We start from the raw sequence: 22,474 nt of genomic DNA, 5'->3' as shown, positions 1-22,474 counted from the left end.
GGAAAATGGTCAGCGAATGGGCCGGCGGACGTTCTCCTTCCGGGACGGTCCGGGTGTGGCGTCGGCGATCCAGGGGCCTTCGCCGGACGGGTCGACGACGCCGTCCTCCAGCCAGGTGTAGGTGCCGGACAGGACTCCCTTGACCACCTTGCGGTCGAGGTCGTCGGTGTTGGACCACAGGCGGCCGAAGAGTTCCTCGACGCGGATGCGGGACTGGCGGCAGAACGCGTCGGCGAGCTGGTAGGCCTCGCGGCCGTGCTCGCCCGTCGCGCGCAGGTGCTCGGCGCGGACGCAGGCCGCGCTCATCGCGAAGAGCTCGGCGCCGATGTCGACGATCCGGCCGAGGAAGCCCTGCTTGGTCTCCATGCGGCCCTGCCAGCGGGACATGGCGTAGAAGGTGGAGCGGGCGAGCTTGCGTGCGCTGCGCTCGACGTACCGCAGGTGCGGCGACAGGTCCACCTGCTGGTTGAACTCGTGGTACGAACGCGGGAGTTGACCCGGTCCCGTCACCAGCTTCGGCAGCCACTTGGCGTAGAAGACGCCGGCGTTCGCGCCCGCCTTCGCCTTGTCCGAGAGGGACTTGTCGGGGTCGATGAGGTCGCCCGCCACCGAGAGGTGGGCGTCCACGGCCTCGCGGGCGATCAGCAGGTGCATGATCTCCGTCGAGCCCTCGAAGATCCGGTTGATGCGCAGGTCGCGCAGGATCTGCTCGGCGGGCACGGCGCGTTCGCCGCGGGCGGCGAGCGAGGCGGCCGTCTCGAAGCCGCGGCCACCGCGGATCTGGACGAGCTCGTCCGCCATCAGGCAGCCCATCTCGGAGCCGTACAACTTGGCGAGGGCCGCCTCGATCCGGATGTCGTTGCGGTCCTCGTCGGCCATCTGCGAGGACAGGTCGACGACGGCCTCCAGCGCGAAGGTGGTGGCCGCGATGAAGGAGATCTTGGAACCGACGGCCTCGTGGAGGGCGACCGGCTTGCCCCACTGTTCACGGGCCGCCGACCACTCGCGGGCGATCTTCAGGCACCACTTGCCCGCGCCGACGCACATCGCGGGCAGCGAGAGCCTGCCGGTGTTCAGGGTGGTCAGGGCGATCTTGAGGCCGGCGCCCTCGGCGCCGATCCGGTTCGCGGCGGGCACCCGGACCCGGTGGAAGCGGGTGACGCCGTTCTCCAGGCCGCGCAGGCCCATGAAGGCGTTGCGGTTCTCCACGGTGATGCCCTCCGAGCCCGCCTCGACCACGAAGGCCGTGATGCCGCCCTTGTGGCCCTCGGACTTCGGCACCCGCGCCATGACGACGAGCAGATCGGCGACGACACCGTTGGTCGTCCACAGCTTCACGCCGTCGAGGACGTAGTCGTCGCCGTCCGGCACGGCGGTCGTGGCGAGCCGCGCCGGGTCGGAGCCCACGTCGGGCTCGGTGAGCAGGAACGCCGAGATGTCGGTGCGGGCGCAGCGCGGCAGGAAGACGTCCTTCTGTTCCTGGGTGCCGAAGATCTTCAGCGGCTGCGGGACGCCGATCGACTGGTGCGCGGAGAGCAGCGCGCCGATCGCCGGGTTCGCCGAACCGGCCAGGGCCAGCGCCTTGTTGTAGTACACCTGCGTCAGCCCGAGGCCGCCGTACTTGGTGTCGATCTTCATGCCGAGGGCACCGAGCTCCTTGAGCCCGTCGATCGTCTCGTCCGGGATCCGCGCCTCACGCTCGATGCGGGCGGAGTCGATCTTCGTCTCGCAGAAGTCGCGCAGTTTGGCGAGGAACTCCTCGCCGCGCTGCGAGGCCTCGTCGGACGGCATGGGGTGCGGATGGATCAGGTCGAGCCGGAAGCGCCCGAGGAACAGCTCCTTGGCGAAGCTCGGCTTGCGCCAGTCCTGCTCACGCGCGGCCTCGGCGACCTGTCGGGCCTCACGCTCAGTGACCGTGGGCTTATGGGGTGTTGCGGACATGAGGCTCACCTCGCCGCGAATAGGGATCTTGGGGCCGTTCATCGCTGATCAGCATCGATCATTACCGACCGGTGCTACTCGATCGTATGTACCCGATCCGGGGTGACCCCACCAGTCCTCGCGCGGCGTTCGGCCGGTACGCGCCCCCGGATTCGGGGCCGGTGCGCCGTGTCCGTGCCGCCCTGGAGGGGGGCTGTCCGCGGTGTTGCGCCGAGGGGGCCATTCGGGGGAACGTCTGCATGGGCCACCGAGCGGCCACCGCGTCCTTCCCGGGCTGCCGAGGAGCCTGCCGGGATCCCCGTCGCGAAGACCGCCGGGGCGCTCGCGGGACGACAGACCTCGCGGACCGCCAAGAGCGTCCGGGAACGCGCCCCGCGGGCCTTGGGGGGCGCGCCCGGGATCGCGCCCCGCAAGGGGGTCGGGGAGCGGCCGGGCCCGCCCCTCGGCCTGCTGGGGAGCGCCAGGGATTCGCGTCGCCGGAGCTTGGGTGTTATCGAAGCGCTTCGACAACCTATGGACACACAATCTCCACCGGGCTACTGTCGAGCCACCCCCACTCCCCTGTCCGCAACACGCGCACTGTCGAAGCGCTTCACAAAGCTTGGAGAGCTGGATGGTCACCCTCGCCGAGGTCGCCCAGCACGCCGGAGTCTCGGCGAGCACGGTGAGCTATGTCCTCAGCGGCAAGCGGTCCATCTCCGCGAACACCCGGCAGCGGGTCGAGCGGAGCATCCAGGAGCTCGGCTACCACCCGAACGCGGGCGCCCGTGCCCTGGCGAGCAGCCGGTCCAACATCATCGCGCTGATGGTTCCGCTCCGCACCGACATGTACGTACCCGTGATGATGGAGATCGCCATCGCGGTGGCGACCACCGCCCGCATCCACGGGTACGACGTCCTGCTGCTCACCGGCGAGGAGGGCGCCGACGCGGTCCGCCGGGTCACCGGCAGCGGGCTCGCCGACGCGATGATCCTGATGGACGTCGAACTCGACGACGAGCGGCTGCCGCTGCTGCGCGAGACCGACCAGCCGTCCGTGCTCATCGGTCTGCCCGCCGACACCTCGGGGCTGACCTGCGTCGACCTCGACTTCGGTGCCACCGGTGCACTGTGCGCCGAGCATCTGGCGATGCTGGGACACCGTGACATCGCTGTCATCGGCGAGGCGCCCGCCGTCTACGAACGGCACACCGGCTTCGCCGAACGCACCCTCGACGGACTCCGGTCCCGGTCGCGGGAGCTGGGCCTGCGCGTGCTGCACCGCCCCTGCGAGGGCGGGTACGACGCGATGGCCGTGACACTCGCCCGGATCCTCGACGAGCGCCCGGCCACCACGGGCTTCGTCGTGCAGAACGAGTCCGCGGTGGAACCGCTGCTCGCCCTGCTGCGCCAGCAGGGCCGGGCCGTGCCCGAGGACGTGTCGGTGATCGCGATCTGCCCGGACCAGGTCGCGACGCAGGCCTCGGTGCGGCTGACCTCGGTCGCCGTCCCCGCACAGGAGATGGGCCGGCACGCCGTCGAGCAGCTGATCGCCAAGCTCGACGGACACGGTGGGGACGAAGTCGCCCTGATCTCACCGGAGTTGACGGTACGGGCGAGTACGGGTCCGGCGCCGTCCGCTTCCTGACTCCGCCCGGGCCGGCCCGGGACGGCGTCCGGGCACCGGGCGGCCCCCGGCACGGGGGTCCCCTCCCCGCACGAAGGGGCCCCGGCGTCGGTCCCGGACGGCTCACCGGTTCGGGCGCAGCACCGGGACGGGGCTCCTGGACCGGGACCGGGCTCCGGACCGGAACCGGGCTCCCGGACCGGGACCGGGCTCCGGGCCGAGGCCGAGACCCGGAAGCCCCCGGGTCCGGGCCGGGCTCGTCGTCGGCTTCGGTCGCGGAGTGTGTCCGTCCGTCCCCCGGAGACGGACGGACAGGCGCCGGCGGCGCGGCCGGGGCCACCGAGTGGGCAACCGGCCCGCCCCCGGCCGGCGACCGAGGCGCCACCGCACCGACCACGCCCGTCAGGGCACGGGGCCGTGGCTCCGGCCGCGTCCCCGAAGAACGGGACCGGCAGCAGCCGGTTCCCGAAGGCACCGGACGGCTCCGGCCGCTCCCCGAGTCCACCTACCGCGCAACGGCCCCGGTCCGCAGGGGCGTTGCGGTAGCCCCGTCTGCCCCGGCGGCCGTCACGGCCGCGCCGGATTCTTCGTCACCCCTTCCTTCAGGAGCACTCCACGTGAATCAGCCTGCCGAAAACCAGACCCAGTCGAGCTCGGTCAGCCTCGCGCAGTCCTCCCCGACCGTCGGCACGTTCCGCGAGCGGGACGGCGCGCTGGAGTGGAGCGGACGCCAGGAGACCGTCCGCATCGAACCATGGGGGCCTGACGCCGTCCGGGTCCGTGCGCGCCTCGGCGGACCGCTCCTCGAAGGCCTCCCCGGCGCTCTGCTCGACGAGCCGCCGGCAACCGAGAACACCGTGAAGATCCTCGACGGTGAGGGCCGGCTGACGGTGGGCGCGCTGACCGTCGAGGTCGACGCAGAGGGCCTGATCCGCTTCGTGCGCACCGCGGACGGGGTCGAGCTGCTCGCCGAGGAGCGCGCCCACTTCTGGTGGCCCGGCTCCCGCCTGTACACCCCGACCGGGAACGGCCACCACCGCTTGGAGCAGCGGTTCGCCGCGTACGAGGGCGAGAAGCTGTACGGCCTCGGACAGCATCAACACGGGCTGCTGGACCAGAAGGGCGCGGTCCTGGACCTCGTCCAGCGCAACGCCGAGGTCACCATCCCCGTGCTCACCTCCAGCCGCGGCTACACCCTGCTGTGGAACAGTCCGGCGATCGGCCGTGTGGAGCTCGCGGGCAACGGCACCCGATGGGTGGCCGACTCGGCCCGCCAGATCGACTACTGGATCACGGCGGGCACCCCGGCCGACGCCCAGCGCCGTTACAGTGCCGCCACCGGCCGCACACCGATGCTGCCCGAGTGGGCGGCCGGGTTCTGGCAGTGCAAGCTGCGCTACCGCACGCAGGACGAACTTCTCGCCGTGGCACGGGAGTACAAGCGCCGCGGGCTGCCCCTGGACGTCATCGTGTGCGACTTCTTCCACTGGACGCACCTCGGCGAGTGGAAGTTCGACCCGGCCGAGTGGCCCGATCCGGCCGCGATGCAGCGGGAGCTGTCCGAGCTGGGCGTCGAACTGGTGGTCAGCGTGTGGCCCTCGGTCTCGCCGCTCTCCGAGAACCACCAGCTCATGGAGCAGCGGGGCCATCTCATCGGCACCCAGTACGGGCCGATGGCGCACGCGGACTGGCCGGACAAGGGGGTCGCGTCCACCGTCCAGGTGGCGTTCTACGACGCGACGAACCCCGGCGCGCGGGACTTCCTCTGGTCGCGGGTGAGGGACAACTACCTGGAGCCTTACGGGATCAAGGCCTTCTGGCTGGACGCCTGCGAGCCGGAGCTGAAGCCCGGCTTCCAGGAGAACCTGCGCTATCACGCGGGGCCCGGCCTGGAGGTCGGCAACCTCTATCCGCGGGAGAACTCCCGCACCTTCTTCGAGGGCCTGCTCGCCGCCGGCCGGACGGAGATCGTCACCCTCAACCGCTCGGCGTGGGCGGGCAGTCAGCGCTACGGGGCGGCCCTGTGGTCGGGCGACATCGGCACGGACTTCCCGACCCTGCGCCGCCAGATCGCGGCGGGCCTCAACACCGCGCTGTCCGGGATCCCGTGGTGGAACACCGACATCGGCGGTTTCCACGGCGGGGATCCGGACGACCCCGCGTACCGCGAGGTCATGGTCCGCTGGTTCCAGTTCGGCGCGCTGTCTCCGCTGATGCGTCTGCACGGCTTCCGCGACCCGGGCATGCCGCTGGGCCCGGACATGACCGGCGGCCCGAACGAGGTCTGGTCGTACGGGGAGGAGGCCGGCGCGATCATGGAGAAGTACCTGCTGCTGCGGGAGCGCCTGAAGCCGTACGTGCTGGACGTCATGCGGCAGGCGCACGAGGAGGGGCTGCCGGTGATGCGCCCGCTGTTCCTGGAGTTCCCCGACGACCAGGCCGCCTGGTCGGTGGACGACGCGTACCTCCTCGGCCCCGATCTGCTGGTCGCGCCGGTGCTCACGGCGGGGGCGACCGCCCGTACGGCGTACCTGCCGGCCGGGGCCCGCTGGACGGACGCGTGGACGGGCGAGACGTACGAAGGCGGCGCGGCCGTGACGGTCGACGCGCCGCTGGACCGCATCCCACTGTTCCTGCGGGACGGGGCGCGGCTGCCCGTGGCCGGGTAGTCCGGCAGCCGAGTGCGGCCGGTCCCCGGGGGACCGGCCGCACTCCCATGAGCGGTCAGCTGCTGCTGACCGTCAGATTGTCGGCGGCGAAGTCCAGGCCGCCCGAGGACGAGGTGATCTCGAAGGCCGAACCGCACGTCGCCGATGGTCTCGCTGCTCGACATCCAGCCCTTGGTGTTCGCGATCCACTTCCGGATCGGGAGGATGTCGATGGTGCCGGAGGTGGAGTCCGAACTGCGCAGGAACGCGCGACGTCCACCTCGGGCTGCGCGGGCCGCCGCGGCTCGCGCGCGTCGGCTTCTCCGGTTGAGGGCCCGCGGAAGCCGATGGGGGCCCGGCACCGGGACACGGGTGCAGCCCTTTTCAGGCGGGGGGCGGGCCGGCAGGGGGAGGTGTCGGTGTCGGGCCTCCGGCTACGGGGCTCACGCCCCGGCCGTCGCCGTCCGGTGCCGGGACGGCTGCCGACGGGGTCGGGCCCGCCTCAGGAGGCCTCCACCGCCGCCTTGATGCGCCGGCCGAAGGCGTCCGCGTCCTTGCGCGCCGCACTCAGCGCGAACCCGACCAGGAGCTTGCCGAAGCCATGGCCTTCGAGCACGTTGAAGATCCTGACGCGCGTCCTGCCCTCACCGGTGGACTCCAGGTCGTAGCCGCCCTCGTCGGCCGTCACGACGTTCTTCGAGATCTCCGCCCAGCGGATCCGGTGCGGCGCCTCGAACTCGGTGATCCGGAACTGCCGGCCCGTCTTCATGCCGGCGTCCTTGACCGTGCTGGTGAAGACCGTGCCCACGCCCGTGGGGCCCTCCGGAGTCTTCGTGATCTTCAGGACCCGCGGGCTGAACCGGGGATCGTTCGTGCCCGCGGCGAGAAAGGCGAAGACCTCGTCGATGGGGCGGTCGACCTCGGTTGTCGCCTCGAACTGACCGGCCACGGTTCCTCCTGTGATGCGATCGCTTGATCTCCGTGCGAGGGCACGCGTCCGTGCCAGGCGCCTTCAGCCTACGAGCCGCACCGCGCCACCGCGCCCTGTTGCCGATTCCACCCGTCGGGCACCCGGGGGCCGGCCGTCCCCAGGTCACGACATGCGGGCATACGCCGACGGCCGGAGCCCCCGCACAGCGGGCTCCGGCCGTCGGCTCGGGACGTGTGGGTCAGAGGGCGAGACCCGTCAGAACCATCACGCGCTCGTAGGTGTAGTCCTCCATCGCGAAGCGCACGCCCTCGCGGCCCACGCCGGACTGCTTCACACCGCCGTACGGCATCTGGTCGGCACGGTAGGACGGCACGTCACCGACGATGACGCCGCCCACCTCCAGCGCACGGTGGGCGCGGAAGGCCGTCTGCAGGTCGTGCGTGAACACACCCGCCTGGAGGCCGTACTTGGAGTCGTTGACCGCGGCGAAGGCAGCGGCCTCGCCGTCCACCTTGCGCACGGTGAGGACCGGGCCGAAGACCTCCTCGCAGGAGACCGTGGTGTCCGCCGGGACATCGGCGAGCACGGTCGGCGCGTAGGAGGCGCCGTCCCGCTTGCCGCCGGTGAGCACACGGGCGCCGGCCGCGGCGGCCTCGTCCACCCACGCCTCGACGCGCTTGGCCGCGTCCTCGCTGACCAGCGGGCCGACGTCGGTCTTGTCGTCGGAGGGGTCACCGGTGACCTGGGCCTCGACGGCGGCGACGATGCGGGGCAGGAGCCGGTCGTAGACCGACGCGTCGGCGATCACGCGCTGCACGGAGATGCAGGACTGGCCGCCCTGGTAGTTCGAGAAGGTCGCGATGCGGGTCGCGGCCCAGTCGAGGTCCTCGTCGCTCGCGAAGTCGGCCAGGACGACGGCCGCGCCGTTGCCGCCGAGCTCCAGGGTGCAGTGCTTGCGCGGTACCGAGTCCATGATCGCGTAGCCGACCTTCTCGGAGCCGGTGAACGAGATGACGGGCAGGCGCTCGTCCTGGACCAGAGCGGGCATCCGCTCGTTCGACACCGGCAGGATGCTCCACGAACCGGCCGGGAGCTCCGTCTCGGCGAGCAGGTCACCGATGATCAGGCCGGACAGCGGGGTCGCGGGCGCCGGCTTCAGGATGATCGGCGCGCCGGCGGCGATGGCCGGGGCGATCTTGTGGGCGCACAGGTTCAGGGGGAAGTTGAACGGCGCGATGCCGAGGACGACGCCCTTGGGGAAGCGACGGGTGAGGGCGAGGCGCCCCTGGCCACCGAGGTCGGTGTCGAGGCGCTGGGCCTCGCCGCCGTTGAAGCGACGGGCCTCCTCGGCCGCGAACCGGAAGACCGACACCGCACGGCCGACCTCGCCGCGCGCCCACTTGATCGGCTTGCCGTTCTCGGCGGAGATGAGCTGTGCGATCTCCTCGGTGCGCTCGGCCAGGCGCTTGCTGACGTGGTCGAGGGCGGCGGCGCGCACGTGGGCCGGGGTGGCGGCGAACTCGTCCCGCACGGCGTACGCGGCGGCCACGGCCTCCTCGACCTGCGCCTCGGTCGGCACGCTGACCTGGCCGACGATCCGGCCGTCCCACGGCGAGGTGACGTCGAACGTGGTCTCACCGGTGGCCTGGCGGCCGGCGAGCCAGAAGGCGTGGGTGGAAGTCATTGTCGAGTCCCGGCCCTTCCGTGTTGGGGGTGTCGCTGGATGGTCCTGCGCTTTCCCGGTCCACGGTAGGGCCGGGGCGCGGGGCGGTCGCTTGTCCGAGTCGTAGCAGTCAGCCGGTGGGATGCTCCGCTTTGGCACGGTGGGTGGAATGTGCCCCTCCCCCAGGGGTTCCGGCCCCGGCCCTCCGGGTCGGCCTGGACGGCCTCGTGCTCAAGCGCCGGACGGGCTGCGGCCTCTCTGCCGGACCGGTCACAGCCCCGCCGCCCCGGACTGACCGGAGCGACCCGCTCGTCGGGCGGGCCGCAGGGGACTACTCGCCCGGTGCCGACGTGGCCTTCAGGGCCAGCCAGAGTTCCATGCGTACGTCGGGGTCGTCCAGGGAGCGGCCGAGGATCTCCTCGACACGGCGCATGCGGTAGCGGAGGGTGTGCCGGTGCACTCCGAGGTCGGCGGCCGCGGCGTCCCACTGACCGTGGCGGGACAGCCAGGCCCGGAGTGAGGCCACCAGGTCACCCCGCCCGGTCGCGTCGTGCTCGTGCAGCGCGCGCAGCAGGCCGTCCGCGAAGGCCCGCACCGCGTCGTCCGCGAGCAGCGGCAGGACCGAGCCGGCCGCCAGCTCCTCGTGCTCGACGAGGAACCGTCCGCGTCGCCGCGCCACCGACAGGCCCTGCTCGGCCTGTTTGTAGGCGGCCGCCGCGGCGATCGGGCCGGCGGGCGCCGACAGTCCGACCACCAGTTCGTCCTCGTCCCCGGCGGGCTGTTCCCGCGCGGCGGCGCGCGAGGCCTCCAGTGCGGCGGCGTACTCCCCGCACGCGGCGACCGCGGCGCCCCCGTCCACGGCGAGCACGACGAGCCGTTCGCCGTCGGGCACGACGAGCACGGACTCCCCGGAGCGCGCGGCGGCGGACTCGACGACCTCGGCGAGCCCGCCGAGCGGGTCGCCGTTGGTGTCGGGCACGGTGACGGCGGTCTGCGCGGGCGCCGCCGCGCCCACGCGCGCGTGCCCGTCGGCGTGCGCCCGCGCGGCCGACGCGGACGCCGATTCGGCGAGGATCAGCCGGAACGGGGCGTCCAGCAGCTCCCCGTACAGGTCCCCGGCGACGGCGCGGGCGTGGTCGGGCTCCCCGGCGAGCAGCATGCGCAGCACGGCGGCGCCGATCCGCTGTTCGGCCGCGTGCAGCGACCGCGACCGCTCCGTGGTCAGCGTGAGCAGGGCGATCGCCGAGTGCACGGCGTAACGCTCCGCCGTGCCGAGGGCGGCCGCGGTGCCCACGGCGAGCGCGGCGCGCGGCCGTCGCCCGGTGCCCAGGGAGTGGAGCTCGACCCGGTCGTCGCCGCCGACGACGGAGCTGGCGGGTGCGGGCCGCTCCTGCAGCCGCTCCACGTCCGGGGTGAGCCGTGCGGCCCGGCGGCCCGCCCACTCGGGTGCGGTGGCGACGACGGCGCCGGAGGCGTCGTAGAGCGCCGCCCATCCGTCGACCTGTCCGGCGAGCGCGGCGAGGAGCCCCTCGGGTCCGTCGTTCAGGGTTTGCTTGGTGAGCTCGCGCTGCGCCGCGAACCCGGCGGTGACGGCCCGGTACTGGTCGGCGGCGATCGCGGCGGAGACCGCCTTGCTGATGGCGAGGAAGGGCGTGCGCCGGGGCACTTCGAGGAGCGGCAGCCCCTCCTCCTCGGCGGCGTCGACGAGTGCCTTGGGGATCTCCTCGTAGTTGACGCCGACGGCGAAGCCGAGTCCGACGACCCCCGCCCCCACCAGGCGCTTCACATAGCGCCGCATGGCCTCCGGGTCCTCCGCGTCCAGCTTGAGCGCGGTGATCAGGAGCAGCTCCCCGCCCTCCATGTACGGCACGGGGTCGGCGAGCTCGCTGACGTGCGCCCAGCGGACGGGCACGTCCAGGCGGTCCTCGCCCGCGCGCACGGTCAGCTTGAGCGCGGAGTGGTGGACGAGCGAGGCGAGCGTGGGGGGCATGAGGCCTTCAGGTCTGTGTGATCTCTGTGATCTTTTGGCCGCGGCGTATGAACGGCCTGTGTCGATTCTGCCTCACCGTACGGTCGCCGTGTGACCCGATGCCCCTTCGTCCTGCTCAGCCGCGTAGATCCACCAGGAGGGGTGGCGCGTGCTCCCCCTTCACATTGGTCAGCGACAGCACCGCGTGCCCCGGCGGCACCGCGTGGGCCAGTTCGGACGCGGACCAGCGCTCCCGCTCGACCTGGCGCACGGTCACGGCGCGGGCGGTGGGCGCGTGCCCCGTGATCACCCTGCGCACCATGTGCAGGACCTTGCCCGCCGGGGTCTCGGCGATGATCTGGCGGTCGGTGACGTCGCGGGCCTCGATCCACTCCTTGCCCCACACCTCGGCGAAGTCCTGCCCGTCCCAGGGGGTGAGCCCCGACAGCGCCATGCGGCAGCCGATGGCGCCGAGCAGGGGGCCGCGCAGCGGCCGGGCTACGTCGTCGAGGGTGCGGAGCGTCAGGACGGCCCCGGCGTTGCCGGACCGCAGCCGCTGGACGCCGCGTACGGCTTCCGGGGTCACGACGCCGGTGGCGTCGTCGAGCACCAGGCAGGCGAACAGCGACCGGTCCTCCCGGATGGCCACGCTCGCCGTGAACTGGGCGAGCACCAGCCGGGCGAGGATCCGCGAGGCGTCGGCGTGGCCGCGCGCGGGCAGGTCGATCCGCACCCGTACGGGGTGGTCGAGGGCGCGCAGCGAGAAGGGCCGCGACTGCCCGGAGGTGTCGAAGAACCCGGCGAAGGCGGGCCGGTCGAGCAGGGCGACCCGGTCCGCGAGGACGACCCCCACGTCGCCGGGGTGTCCGAGCTGCCGCTCCCGTGCGTCCAGCTCCCGCAGCAGGGACTCGTGTCCGGTGTCCTGGAGTCCCTTGCGCAGGGCGGCGAGTGGGCCCGGGGTGCCGTCGAGGAGCTGGCGCAGTTCCGGCACGGACGGGAAGCGGCCGTGGACGGCCTGGAAGGGCCCGAGCAGCTGGGCGAGCACGGTGGTCGACCGGCGGCTGTCGCTCCCGGGGTGCGGGTCTGCGAGGTCGCCGACGAGCGCCTCGGCGAGGACTGCGGCGGCTTCGTCGGGGTCGGTGGTGCCGCCGTACAGGTCGAGGTCGTACACGGACTCGGGCTTCCCGATCCGTACGACGACGTCGTAGGCGTCGGCGGGTCCGAGCCCGGCGCCCGCGGCACCGACCACGACGACCGCCGCCCGCCCGGCGAGCGCGTGCAGGCACAGCGACTCGGCGAGCGGCCAGACCACGTCAGCGGTCTTGCCGGACCCGGCGGGCCCGACGGCGAGCAGCGAGGTGCCGAGCAGTTCGGGGCCGAGGGCGAGTCCGGTGCCCCGGTAGGCGTACGGATTGCGCGGATCGTCGGCGGTCGTGCCGAGCCGCACCTGTCCGGTGACGAGGTCGTGTCGGGCGAGCCGTCCGGGCAGGTCACGCTCCCCGGAGGGGTGCAGGCACGCGGCGGCACCGTCCTTGAGAACCGCACCGGTGAAGGTGGCGAGGCTGTGCCGTCCGCTCGCTACGCCCTGCCAGGCCCGGGCGATCCGCGCGTGGTCGACGTCGCGCATCAGCCCGGCGCCGGCCTCCGTGGCGAGCCGGTCGGCGGCCTCGCCGGCCCCGGCCGCGCGCAGCTGGTTCCACTGGGCGGGATCCTCCTCGGGGGCCGGCGGGCGCTCGCTCACGGGTGCGGCACGCCGCCAGGCCGGCAGTCCGTAGCGCCGCCACACCTCACCCCATCGGCCCATCCGGCCCACGGCGATCATGATGACGAGGGCGATCAGCGTGTAGTAGCCGTACCAGAGGAAGGCGTTGCCGACGCGGTCGTCGCTGTGCCGCCAGGAGTCGGGGGTGAACAGTTCCAGCGGCAGGACCCACCAGCCGCCCAGGTAGCCGTTCCACAGCAGCGACCAGACCAGCCATCCGACCAGGAACGCGATCACGGCGCCGCTCAGCAGCTGACGGGCCGGGATCTGCTCGGGCTCCTGCTCCGGTCGCGGACGGTGTCCGAAGCGCCACACTCCCGGTGCGGCCTCCGGGCGCGGCGCCCGCAGCCAGGTCAGGAAGGCGGATCCGTCCGGCGGTGGCGGCATGCCGGGTGCCCGGGCGGGCCGGGGCGGCATCGCGGGCGCCTCGGGCGGCCGTGCCGGACGCGGCACGGCATCGGCATGCGTGCCCCGCGCGTCCTGCGTCCCGTCGCTGTTCATCGCCCTTGCCCCCCGACCAGCCGTTCCGTCCACCATCAGCGAGTCAATCTAACGCCCCCGCAAGGGGAGTTCACCGCATACGCGGCCGGGCTCGCGGGGATGCACGGTTGCTCCGCTATGTCCACCGCGGACAAGCGTCCTCCCGGACAACGCCCACATGGAGCATGCCCAGTCCTCACCTGCCGTCCTAGCCTGCGAGAAAAGAAGGCAAGCGTCCGAAACACCCCCACGCAAGATCATCAGGGAGCCCCTCATGACCGCACTTCCGCAGGAGCGCCGCGTCGTCACCGCCATCCCCGGCCCGAAGTCGCAGGAGCTTCAGGCCCGCCGTACCGCCGCGGTCGCGGCCGGTGTGGGCTCCGTGCTCCCCGTGTTCACCACGCGCGCGGGCGGCGGCATCGTCGAGGACGTCGACGGCAACCGGCTGATCGACTTCGGCTCCGGCATCGCCGTGACCAGCGTCGGCGCCAGCGCGGAGGCCGTCGTACGCCGGGCTTCCGCCCAGCTCCAGGACTTCACCCACACCTGTTTCATGGTCACGCCGTACGAGGGCTACGTCGCCGTCGCCGAGGCGCTGGCCGAGCTGACCCCCGGTGACCACGCCAAGAAGAGCGCCCTGTTCAACTCCGGCGCCGAGGCCGTCGAGAACGCCGTCAAGATCGCCCGCGCGTACACCAAGCGCCAGGCCGTCGTCGTCTTCGACCACGGCTACCACGGCCGCACCAACCTCACGATGGCGCTGACCGCGAAGAACATGCCGTACAAGCACGGCTTCGGTCCCTTCGCGCCCGAGGTCTACCGCGTTCCGGTGGCGTACGGCTACCGCTGGCTGACCGGCCCGGAGAACGCCGGCGCCGAGGCGTCCGCCCAGGCCATCGACATGATCAACAAGCAGGTCGGTGCCGAGAACGTCGCCGCGATCATCATCGAGCCGGTCCTCGGCGAGGGCGGCTTCATCGAGCCCGCCAAGGGCTTCCTCCCGGCCATCAGCAAGTTCGCCCAGGACAACGGCATCGTCTTCGTCGCGGACGAGATCCAGTCCGGCTTCTGCCGCACCGGCCAGTGGTTCGCCTGCGAGGACGAGGGCATCGTCCCGGACCTGATCACCACCGCCAAGGGCATCGCGGGCGGCCTGCCGCTCGCCGCCGTCACCGGCCGCGCCGAGATCATGGACGCCGCGCACGCGGGTGGCCTCGGCGGCACCTACGGCGGCAACCCGGTGGCCTGCGCGGGCGCGCTCGGCGCGATCGAGACGATGAAGGAGCTCGACCTCAACGCCAAGGCGAAGGCGATCGAGGCGACGATGAAGTCGCGCCTGTCCGCCATGCAGGAGAAGTTCGACATCATCGGCGACATCCGTGGCCGTGGCGCCATGATCGCCATCGAGCTGGTCAAGGACCCGGCGACCAAGGAGCCGAACCCGGAGGCGACCGCCGCGCTGGCCAAGGCCTGCCACCAGGAGGGCCTGCTGGTCCTGACCTGTGGCACCTACGGCAACGTCCTCCGCTTCCTCCCCCCGCTGGTCATCGGCGAGGACCTCCTGAACGAGGGTCTCGACATCATCGAGCAGGCCTTCGCCCGCATCTGACGCCCCACCCGCCCCGGCACCGGAACACGGTCCACCGGCCCCGCCGGGTTCCGGTCGGTTCCGGTGCCGGGGCACTCGGCGTGAGAGCGTGTGAAGAACGTGTGCGAGGTGCATGACGGGACGCGATTCCGTCTGTCGGAGCCGCACCCCCTGTCGTAGGTTCTACCCAGATGAGAGATACACCCCGCCCACAGGGGACTGTGGGTGACACCGGGTCGGGGCTTCCCCAGCTTCAGCCTGGTCGTGCCCTCGCGCACACACCCGGGGCTTCCGGCTCCGGATCTCCTCACCGATCGGACAGTCGCCCGCCCCAAACCCCCCGGGGCGCGCGGCAATCCGATCAGGACGGCCGCCCCGGAACCACCCCCCCTGTTCCGGGGCGGCCGACCTTCCTCCTCGGCCTTCCGGTTCTCCTCTTCGTGCTGATCACCTGGCAGGTGGCCGCCCATGGCACGCTCGCCCGGGCGGACGAGCGCCTCAGCGGCCGGCTGGTCCGCCCGGGCCGCACGGCCGAGCTTCTCGCCGACCTCGGGGAGATCGCCGTCGCAGTCCCGGTCCTGGCCGTCGTCCTCGTCGGTGTGGCCGTCCAGGCCCGCCGCGCCGGCGAGGCCCGCTGGTGGCTCGCGCCCACCGCCGCGGCGGTGCTGATGGCGGCCGTACCGGCACTGATCGTCCCGCTGAAGGAGCTCGTGGCCCGTCCGGGACCCCCGGTCATGGGTCCCGGCACGGGATTCTTCCCCTCCGGCCACACGGCCACGGCCGCCATCGCCTACGGTGCCGCCACGCTGCTCCTCCTCCCCCGTCTGCGCACCCCGGACGCCCGTCGCGCCCTGGTCGCCGCCTGTCTCGTCCTCAACGCCCTGGTCGCCTGCGGCCTGGTCCGCCGCGGCTATCACTGGCCGCTGGACGTGGTGGCGAGCTGGTGCCTGTGCACGGTGCTGCTGACGGGGCTGTGGATGTTCCTCAGCCGAAGTAGCGGTCGAAGTTCGTCGAGAACTCCCAGCTCCCGAACCGGTCCCAGTTGACCGACCAGGTCATCAGGCCGCGCAGCCCCGGCCAGGTGCCGTGGGTGGCGTACGAGCCGCAGTTCGTCTTCTTGGTGAGGCAGTCGAGGGCCTTGGTCACCTCCGCCGGCGCGACGTAGCCGTTGCCCGCGTTGGTGGAGGCGGGCATGCCGATGGCGATCTGGTCGGGGCGCAGCGGCGGGAAGACGTTGTTCGCGTCCCCCGCGACCGGGAAGCCGGTGAGGAGCATGTCCGTCATGGCGATGTGGAAGTCCGCGCCGCCCATGGAGTGGTACTGGTTGTCGAGGCCCATGATCGGGCCGGAGTTGTAGTCCTGGACGTGCAACAGGGTCAGGTCGTCGCGCAGCGCGTGGATGACCGGCAGGTACGCACCGGCGCGCGGGTCCTGGCCGCCCCACTTGCCCGTGCCGTAGTACTGGTAGCCGAGCTGCACGAAGAAGGTCTCGGGGGCCATGCTCAGGACGAATTTCGCGCCGTACTCGGCCTTCAGGGTCTTCAGCGCCGAGATGAGGTTGACGACCACCGGTGTGGTCGGGTGCTTGAAGTCGGCGTCGCTCGCGTCGAGGGAGAGCGAGTGGCCCTCGAAGTCGATGTCGAGACCGTCCAGGCCGTAGGTGTCGATGATCTTCGAGACCGAGGAGACGAAGGTGTCGCGGGCGGCCGTGGTGGTGAGCTGGACCTGGCCGTTCTGACCGCCGATCGAGATCAGCACCTTCTTGCCCGCGGCCTGCTTCGCCTTGATCGCCGCCTTGAAGTCGGCGTCGCTCTCGACGGTGGGGCACTCGGTGGCCGGGCAGCGGTCGAAGCGGATGTCTCCGGAGGTGACGGAGGTCGGTTCGCCGAAGGCGAGGTCGATGACGTCCCAGCTGTCGGGCACATCCGCCATGCGGGTGTAGCCGGCGCCGTTGGCGAAGCCGGCGTGAAGGTAGCCGACGAGGGCGTGCGGGGGGAGGTCCGAGGAGCCGCCGCCGGAGCCCGCCGAGGTGGTGGCGGTTACCGTCGAGGACTTCGCGGACTCGCCGGCGTCGTTCGTCGCGGCGACCTGGAAGGAGTACGCGGTGGACGGCGTCAGTCCGCTCACGGTTGCCGAGGTGCCGGTGACGGTCCGGACCTTGACGCCGTCGCGGTAGACGGCGTACCCGGTCGCGCCGGCCACCGCGGACCAGGACAAGGCGACGGAGGAGGAGTTGACGGTGCCGACGGTCAGACCGGTGGGCGCGGCGGGCGGCTGCCCCGCGTCGGCACCGGGGCCTACCAGGGAGACGTCGTCGGCGTAGTAGGTGCCGGTGCCGTACCAGCCGTGGGTGTAGATCGTGACCTCGGTGGTGGAGGGGCCGGTGCGGAAGGTCGTGGCGAGCTTCTGCCAGTCGGCGGCCGACTGGGTCCAGGTGGAGACGTCGGTGGTGCCGGTGCCGGTGGCACCGAGGTAGACGTAACTGCCCCGGACGTAGCCGGAGAGGGTGTACTGCGCGTCGGGTTTGACGGTCACGGTCTGCGAGCACTGCGCGTGGTCGCTGCCGGCCGGGGTCGCCTGCAGCGCCGAACCGCCGCTCCTGACGGGTGAGGTGACCGTGCCGCCCGCCGTGCAGGTCCAGCCGTCCAGGCCCGATTCGAACCCGCCGTTGCGGGCGAGGTCCGCGTCGGCCGCGCGGGCGGCCGGCGAGAGCGCGGCAAGGCCGGGCACGGCCAGGGCGGTCGCCGTGCACACGGCGACGAGTCTGCGACGCGAGAACGGTCCGGTGCGTCCGGTGCGATCCACAACTGCCTCCGGGCATGGGGGAAAGGGGAGGGTGGAGCGCGCCCAACTTGGTCCAGACCAATTCGGTTGTCAAGACCTCTGACAGGTGCCGGAACCCGCCCGCGCGCCGTCAGCGGCCCTCGTTCCCGGCCGGCCCCGCCGCCGCCTCGTGCATGGCCAGTTCGAGCAGCGCCGGATCGGTGAGCGTGCCCGAGCCGTCCGGCGGGACCAGCCAGCGGACCCCGCCGGTCGACCGGCCCGGGTACGGCACCACGATCCACGTGCCGCTGCCCGCCGTACGCACCCCGGTGCCGAGCCATCGCGCCGCGGTGCCCGCGGGCACGAAGAACCCCATCCGGACGTCACCGAAGTCGGCGAGCACGGGCCCCGGCCGGCCGATCACCCGGGTGAGCACGTCGAGCGTCGGGCCGCCGAGTTCGCCCGGCAGGATGAGCACGTCCCAGGCCCGGCCCGCGGGCAGCAGCGCGACCCCCGTCGGATTGCGCTCCCACTCCCATCGGCAGGCCTCGGGGTCCGGTGCCACCGACGTCAGCCACTGGACCGCCGCCTTCGCCCCTGTCATGACGGAACCTCCCTCTCCGCTGGACGCCGGTCGCGTCACAGGGGAGAGGGAGGTTCGGGCCGGGCATTACGCGGGTTTCGGCTCCTTGTGGGCAGTGAACGGGGCACACCGTGCCGGCAGGGCGTACGCCGATGGATCAGGAACGCTTCCACGCGCCCCGCTCGGTCGGCTCGCCCGTCCGCCGGTCAGCTGTCGAAGCCGAGCCCCAGCCTGTCCATCGTCCGCAGCCACAGATTGCGCCGGCCGCCGCGCGCGTCCGCCTGCGCCAGCGACCACTTGGTCAGGGCGATCCCGGTCCAGGCGAAGGGCTCGGGTGGGAAGGGCAGCGGCTTTCTGCGGACCATGTCCAGTTCGGTGCGCTCCGTGCGCTCCCCCGCCAGCAGGTCGAGCATCACGTCCGCACCGAACCGTGTCGCCCCCACGCCGAGGCCCGTGTACCCGGCCGCGTACGCGACCTTGCCCTGGTGGGCGGTGCCGAAGAAGGCCGAGAAGCGCGAGCAGGTGTCGATGGCGCCGCCCCAGGCGTGCGTGAAGCGGACGCCCTCCAACTGCGGGAAGCAGGTGAAGAAGTGCTCCGCGAGCTTCGCGTACGTCTCCGGGCGGTCGTCGTACTCGGCGCGCACCCGGCCGCCGTACGGGTAGATCGCGTCGTAGCCGCCCCACAGGATGCGGTTGTCGGCCGACAGCCGGAAGTAGTGGAACTGGTTGGCCGAGTCGCCGAGGCCCTGGCGGTTCCTCCACCCGACGGACGCCAGCTGGTCCGCCGTCAGCGGCTCGGTCATCATGGCGTAGTCGTAGACCGGGACGGTGTAGGAGCGGACGCGCTTGACCAGGTTCGGGAAGATGTTGGTGCCGAGGGCGACCCGGCGGGCGCGGACCGAGCCGTACGGGGTGCGGACGGCCATCCCCGCGGCGTACGCCTTCAGCTGGAGCGCGGGTGTGTGCTCGTACACCCGCACGCCGAGCCGGAGGCACGCCTCCTTCAGGCCCCAGACCAGCTTGGCCGGGTGGAGCATGGCGACGCCCCGCCGGTCGTACAGACCGGCCAGGAAGGTCGGTGAGTCGACCTGTTCCCTCACCGCGTCGGTGTCCAGGAACTCGATGCCGTCGGCGAGGCCGGCCCGCTCCAGTTCCTCGTGCCAGTCGCGCAGCTCGGACGCCTGGTGCGGCTCGGTGGCGACGTCGATCTCGCCGGTGCGCTCGAAGTCGCAGTCGAGGGAGTAGCGGGCGACCGTCGCCTCGATCTCGTCGAGGTTGCGGGCGCCCAGCTCCTCCAGCCTGCCGATCTCGTCCGGCCAGCGGGCGAGACCGTTGGCCAGGCCGTGCGTGAGGGAAGCGGCACAGAAGCCGCCGTTGCGGCCGGAGGCGGCCCAGCCCACCTCGCGGCCCTCGACGAGGACCACCTCGCGCCCGGGATCGCGCTCCTTGGCGAGCAGCGCGGTCCACAGTCCGCTGTAGCCGCCGCCGACGACGAGCAGATCACAGGTCTCGGCGCCGGTGAGCGCGGGCTCGGGGTGGGGCTTGCCGGGGTCGTCCAGCCAGTACGAGACCGGCTGGACGTCGGAAAGAGACTTCGTCCACTGATTACCACGGGTCATGGCGCTGGGGGCCATGATTTCAACTCCCTACGAGCGTTATGCCTTTTGCTTGTTCCGGCGATTCCCTGCGACCATGCCGGCCAGGACGAACAGTACGGCGACGAGGAACATGGCCGTACCGATGACATTGATCTGAACGGGTGTTCCGCGCTGCGCCGATCCCCACACGAACATGGGGAAGGTGACGGTCGAACCCGCGTTGAAATTGGTGATGATGAAGTCGTCGAAGGAGAGCGCGAAGGACAGCAGCGCGCCCGCCGCGATACCGGGCGCCGCGATGGGCAGGGTGACCCGGAGGAAGGTCTGCACGGGACCGGCGTACAGGTCCTGCGCCGCCTGTTCCAGGCGCGGGTCCATCGACATCACCCGTGCCTTGACCGCGGTGACGACGAAGCTGAGGCAGAACATGATGTGGGCGATCAGGATCGTCCAGAAGCCCAGCTGGGCACCGAGGTTGAGGAAGAGCGTGAGCAGCGAGGCCGCCATGACGACCTCGGGCATCGCCATCGGCAGGAAGATCAGCGAGTTGATCGCTCCACGCGCGCGGAAGCGGTAGCGGACCAGCGCGAAGGCGATCATCGTGCCGAGGACGGTCGCTCCGACCGTCGCCCACAGGGCGATCTGGAGGCTGATCGAGAGCGATCCGCACATGTCGGCGACGCCGCACGGATCCTTCCAGGCGTCCGTGGAGAACTGCTGCCATTCGTAGTTGAAGCGCCCCTTCGGTTTGTTGAAGGAGAACACCGTGACGATGACGTTCGGCAGGAGCAGGTATCCGAGCGTCACCAGTCCGGCTATGACGACGAGATGGCGCTTGAGCCAGTTGACGAAGGCCATTTAAACCAGATCCTCCGTCCCGGACCTGCGGATGTAGAGGGTGACCATGAGGAGAATCGCCGCCATGAGGATGAACGAGAGGGCAGCGGCCGTCGGATAGTCGAGCACACGCAGGAACTGCGTCTGGATGACGTTTCCGATCATGCGGGTGTCGGTGGAGCCGAGGAGTTCGGCGTTCACGTAGTCGCCGGAGGCCGGGATGAACGTGAGCAGCGTGCCGGAGACGACACCGGGCATCGACAGCGGGAAGGTGACCTTCCGGAAGGTCGTGAACGGCTTGGCGTACAGGTCGCCCGCCGCTTCGTGCAGCCGTCCGTCGATGCGCTCCAGCGAGGTGTAGAGCGGAAGGATCATGAACGGCAGGAAGTTGTACGTCAGACCGCAGACCACCGCGAGGGGCGTGGCCAGGACGCGGTCCCCCGACGTCATGCCGAGCCAGCCGGTGACGTCCAGGACGTGCAGCGAGTTGAGGGCGCCGACGACCGGGCCGCCGTCGGCGAGGATGGTCTTCCAGGCCAGCGTGCGGATCAGGAAGCTGGTGAAGAACGGCGCGATCACCAGGATCATGATCAGGTTGCGCCAGCGGCCCGCGCGGAACGCGATGAGATACGCCAGCGGGTACCCCAGCAGCAGGCACAGGACCGTCGCGGAGCCCGCGTAGAGCACCGAGCGCACGAACTGCGGCCAGTACTCGGACAGGGCGTCCCAGTAGGTCGCGAAGTGCCAGGTGACCTTGTAGCCGTCCTCCAGGGAGCCCGTCTGCACGGACGTGGAGGCCTGGTAGAGCATCGGCAGCGCGAAGAAGACCAGCAGCCACAGGATGCCGGGCAGGAGCAGCCAGTACGGCGTCAGGCGGCCCCTCTTGCGCGGGGGCTTGGTCTCCGGGGTCTTCGCGACGGTGGGGTCGAGAGGCGGCGGCGCCTCCGTGAGCGTCGACATCAGGCGGCCTCCTCCTCGACGCCCGCGTCGATGTCCTGAGCGGCGTCCAGGCCGAAGGTGTGGGCCGGGTTCCAGTGCAGAACGACTTCGGCGCCGGGCACGAGCCGGGAGTCGCGGTCGATGTTCTGGGCGTAGACCTCGAACTCGGGGCAGACCGGGCTGTCGATAACGTACTGCGTGGAGACGCCGATGAAGCTGGAGTCGGCGATCCGGCCCGTGATGCGGTTGCGGCCGGCCGGGATCTCGCCGGCGTCCTCGGCGTGCGTGAGGGAGATCTTCTCCGGGCGCACCCCGACCAGCACCTTGCCACCGGTGGCCGCCGGGGCGGAACATCGCGCCTCGGGCAGGGTGAGCTTGCCGCCGCCCGCCCTGAGGACTATCTCGTCGCCGCTGCGGGAGTCGACCTCGGCCTCGATGAGGTTGGAGGTGCCGAGGAAGTTGGCGACGAAGGTGGTCTGCGGGTTCTCGTACAGGTCGGTGGGCGCGCCGAGCTGCTCGACGCGGCCCGCGTTCATCACGGCGACCGTGTCGGCCATCGTCATGGCCTCCTCCTGGTCGTGCGTGACGTGGACGAAGGTGATGCCGACCTCGGTCTGGATCCGCTTGAGCTCCAGCTGCATCTGGCGGCGCAGCTTGAGGTCGAGGGCGCCGAGGGGCTCGTCGAGGAGCAGCACCTTGGGGTGGTTGATCAGCGCGCGGGCCACGGCGACGCGCTGCTGCTGGCCACCGGAGAGCTGGTGCGGCCTCTTGCGTGCCTGCTCGCCCAGCTGCACCAGGTCGAGCATCTCCTCCACCTGCTTCTTCACCGACTTGATGCCGCGTCGGCGCAGACCGAAGGCGACGTTCTCGAAGATGTCGAGGTGCGGGAAGAGGGCGTAGGACTGGAAGACCGTGTTCACCGGGCGCTTGTAGGGCGGCAGGTGGGTGACTTCCTGGTCGCCGAGGAAGACGGTGCCCGAGGTCGGGTCCTCCAGGCCGGCGATCATGCGCAGGGTGGTGGTCTTGCCGCAGCCGGAGGCGCCGAGCAGGGCGAAGAACGAGCCCTGCGGCACGGTCAGGTCGAGCGGGTGCACGGCCGTGAAGGAGCCGTACGTCTTGCTGATCCCGGCGAGGCGGACGTCGCCGCTGTTGTCTGTCGTCATCTT

The 22,474-nt window shown here is 71.6% G+C and carries 15 protein-coding genes and 1 pseudogene; 4 read left to right on the top strand and 12 right to left on the bottom strand.

Features of this window, described 5'->3' with window-relative positions:
• Positions 1–9: 9 nt before the first annotated feature.
• On the bottom strand, positions 10–1,941 hold the full coding sequence (locus H305_RS0123300; protein ID WP_028802515.1) for an acyl-CoA dehydrogenase family protein: 1,932 nt from the start codon (positions 1,939–1,941) through the stop codon (positions 10–12).
• A gap of 613 nt (positions 1,942–2,554) precedes the next feature.
• Here H305_RS0123300 and H305_RS0123295 point away from each other — a divergent pair.
• Together H305_RS0123295 and H305_RS0123290 are read left to right on the top strand one after the other, a co-directional pair.
• A complete protein-coding gene (locus H305_RS0123295; protein WP_028802514.1) occupies positions 2,555–3,568 on the top strand; it encodes a LacI family DNA-binding transcriptional regulator in 1,014 nt (337 codons plus the stop codon).
• A 596-nt stretch (positions 3,569–4,164) separates the two neighbouring features.
• Positions 4,165–6,216, top strand: coding sequence for a TIM-barrel domain-containing protein (locus H305_RS0123290; protein WP_028802513.1), 2,052 nt, complete (start codon positions 4,165–4,167; stop codon positions 6,214–6,216).
• Positions 6,217–6,271: 55 nt separating this feature from the next.
• On the opposite strand, the pseudogene H305_RS54975 reads toward H305_RS0123290, so the two are convergent.
• The 5 genes and pseudogenes from H305_RS54975 to H305_RS0123270 form a co-directional block, all read right to left on the bottom strand.
• Positions 6,272–6,464: pseudogene (locus tag H305_RS54975) on the bottom strand (hypothetical protein); the annotation flags it as partial.
• A 233-nt stretch (positions 6,465–6,697) separates the two neighbouring features.
• Entirely contained in the window at positions 6,698–7,144 is a 447-nt protein-coding gene (locus H305_RS0123285; protein WP_028802512.1) for an SRPBCC family protein, read from the bottom strand.
• A gap of 220 nt (positions 7,145–7,364) precedes the next feature.
• Positions 7,365–8,810: an aldehyde dehydrogenase family protein gene (locus H305_RS0123280; RefSeq protein WP_028802511.1), complete on the bottom strand. Its 1,446-nt coding sequence runs from the start codon at positions 8,808–8,810 to the stop codon at positions 7,365–7,367.
• Positions 8,811–9,120: 310 nt separating this feature from the next.
• Positions 9,121–10,779, bottom strand: coding sequence for a PucR family transcriptional regulator (locus H305_RS0123275; protein WP_028802510.1), 1,659 nt, complete (start codon positions 10,777–10,779; stop codon positions 9,121–9,123).
• A gap of 115 nt (positions 10,780–10,894) precedes the next feature.
• Positions 10,895–13,021, bottom strand: a complete 2,127-nt coding sequence (locus H305_RS0123270; RefSeq protein WP_028802509.1) for an ATP-binding protein — start codon at positions 13,019–13,021, stop codon at positions 10,895–10,897.
• Between the two features lie 253 nt (positions 13,022–13,274).
• Here H305_RS0123270 and gabT point away from each other — a divergent pair, with 253 nt between their 5' ends.
• Positions 13,275–14,609 (top strand): 4-aminobutyrate--2-oxoglutarate transaminase, encoded by a 1,335-nt coding sequence (gabT, locus tag H305_RS0123265; RefSeq protein ID WP_028802508.1) that lies wholly within the window; start codon positions 13,275–13,277, stop codon positions 14,607–14,609.
• A 170-nt stretch (positions 14,610–14,779) separates the two neighbouring features.
• Positions 14,780–15,634 (top strand): phosphatase PAP2 family protein, encoded by an 855-nt coding sequence (locus tag H305_RS0123260; protein WP_078629197.1) that lies wholly within the window; start codon positions 14,780–14,782, stop codon positions 15,632–15,634.
• Here the strand turns inward: H305_RS0123260 and H305_RS0123255 are convergent.
• The 6 genes from H305_RS0123255 to H305_RS0123230 form a co-directional block, all read right to left on the bottom strand.
• On the bottom strand, positions 15,573–17,393 hold the full coding sequence (locus tag H305_RS0123255) for a chitinase (protein WP_028802506.1): 1,821 nt from the start codon (positions 17,391–17,393) through the stop codon (positions 15,573–15,575). The two genes, H305_RS0123260 and H305_RS0123255, sit on opposite strands and share 62 nt — an antisense overlap.
• A 109-nt stretch (positions 17,394–17,502) precedes the next feature.
• Positions 17,503–17,955, bottom strand: coding sequence for a hypothetical protein (locus H305_RS0123250; RefSeq protein WP_028802505.1), 453 nt, complete (start codon positions 17,953–17,955; stop codon positions 17,503–17,505).
• A 185-nt stretch (positions 17,956–18,140) separates the two neighbouring features.
• Positions 18,141–19,568: an NAD(P)/FAD-dependent oxidoreductase gene (locus H305_RS0123245; RefSeq protein WP_028802504.1), complete on the bottom strand. Its 1,428-nt coding sequence runs from the start codon at positions 19,566–19,568 to the stop codon at positions 18,141–18,143.
• Between the two features lie 21 nt (positions 19,569–19,589).
• Positions 19,590–20,390, bottom strand: a complete 801-nt coding sequence (locus H305_RS0123240) for an ABC transporter permease (protein ID WP_028802503.1) — start codon at positions 20,388–20,390, stop codon at positions 19,590–19,592.
• Complete coding sequence (locus tag H305_RS0123235) at positions 20,391–21,329, bottom strand: ABC transporter permease (RefSeq protein WP_028802502.1); 939 nt, start codon at positions 21,327–21,329, stop codon at positions 20,391–20,393.
• The gene (locus tag H305_RS0123230) at positions 21,329–22,471 is read right to left on the bottom strand and encodes an ABC transporter ATP-binding protein (RefSeq protein WP_078629204.1); all 1,143 of its coding nucleotides are present in this window, start codon (positions 22,469–22,471) and stop codon (positions 21,329–21,331) included. Before H305_RS0123230 ends, H305_RS0123235 begins: the two co-directional genes overlap by 1 nt.
• Between the last annotated feature and the right edge of the window lie 3 nt (positions 22,472–22,474).

Origin of the sequence: Streptomyces sp. 142MFCol3.1 (assembly GCF_000424945.1) — a bacterium.
Taxonomy (GTDB): Bacteria; Actinomycetota; Actinomycetes; order Streptomycetales; family Streptomycetaceae; genus Streptomyces; species Streptomyces siamensis.
This window is presented reverse-complemented; position numbering and strand designations above follow the sequence as displayed.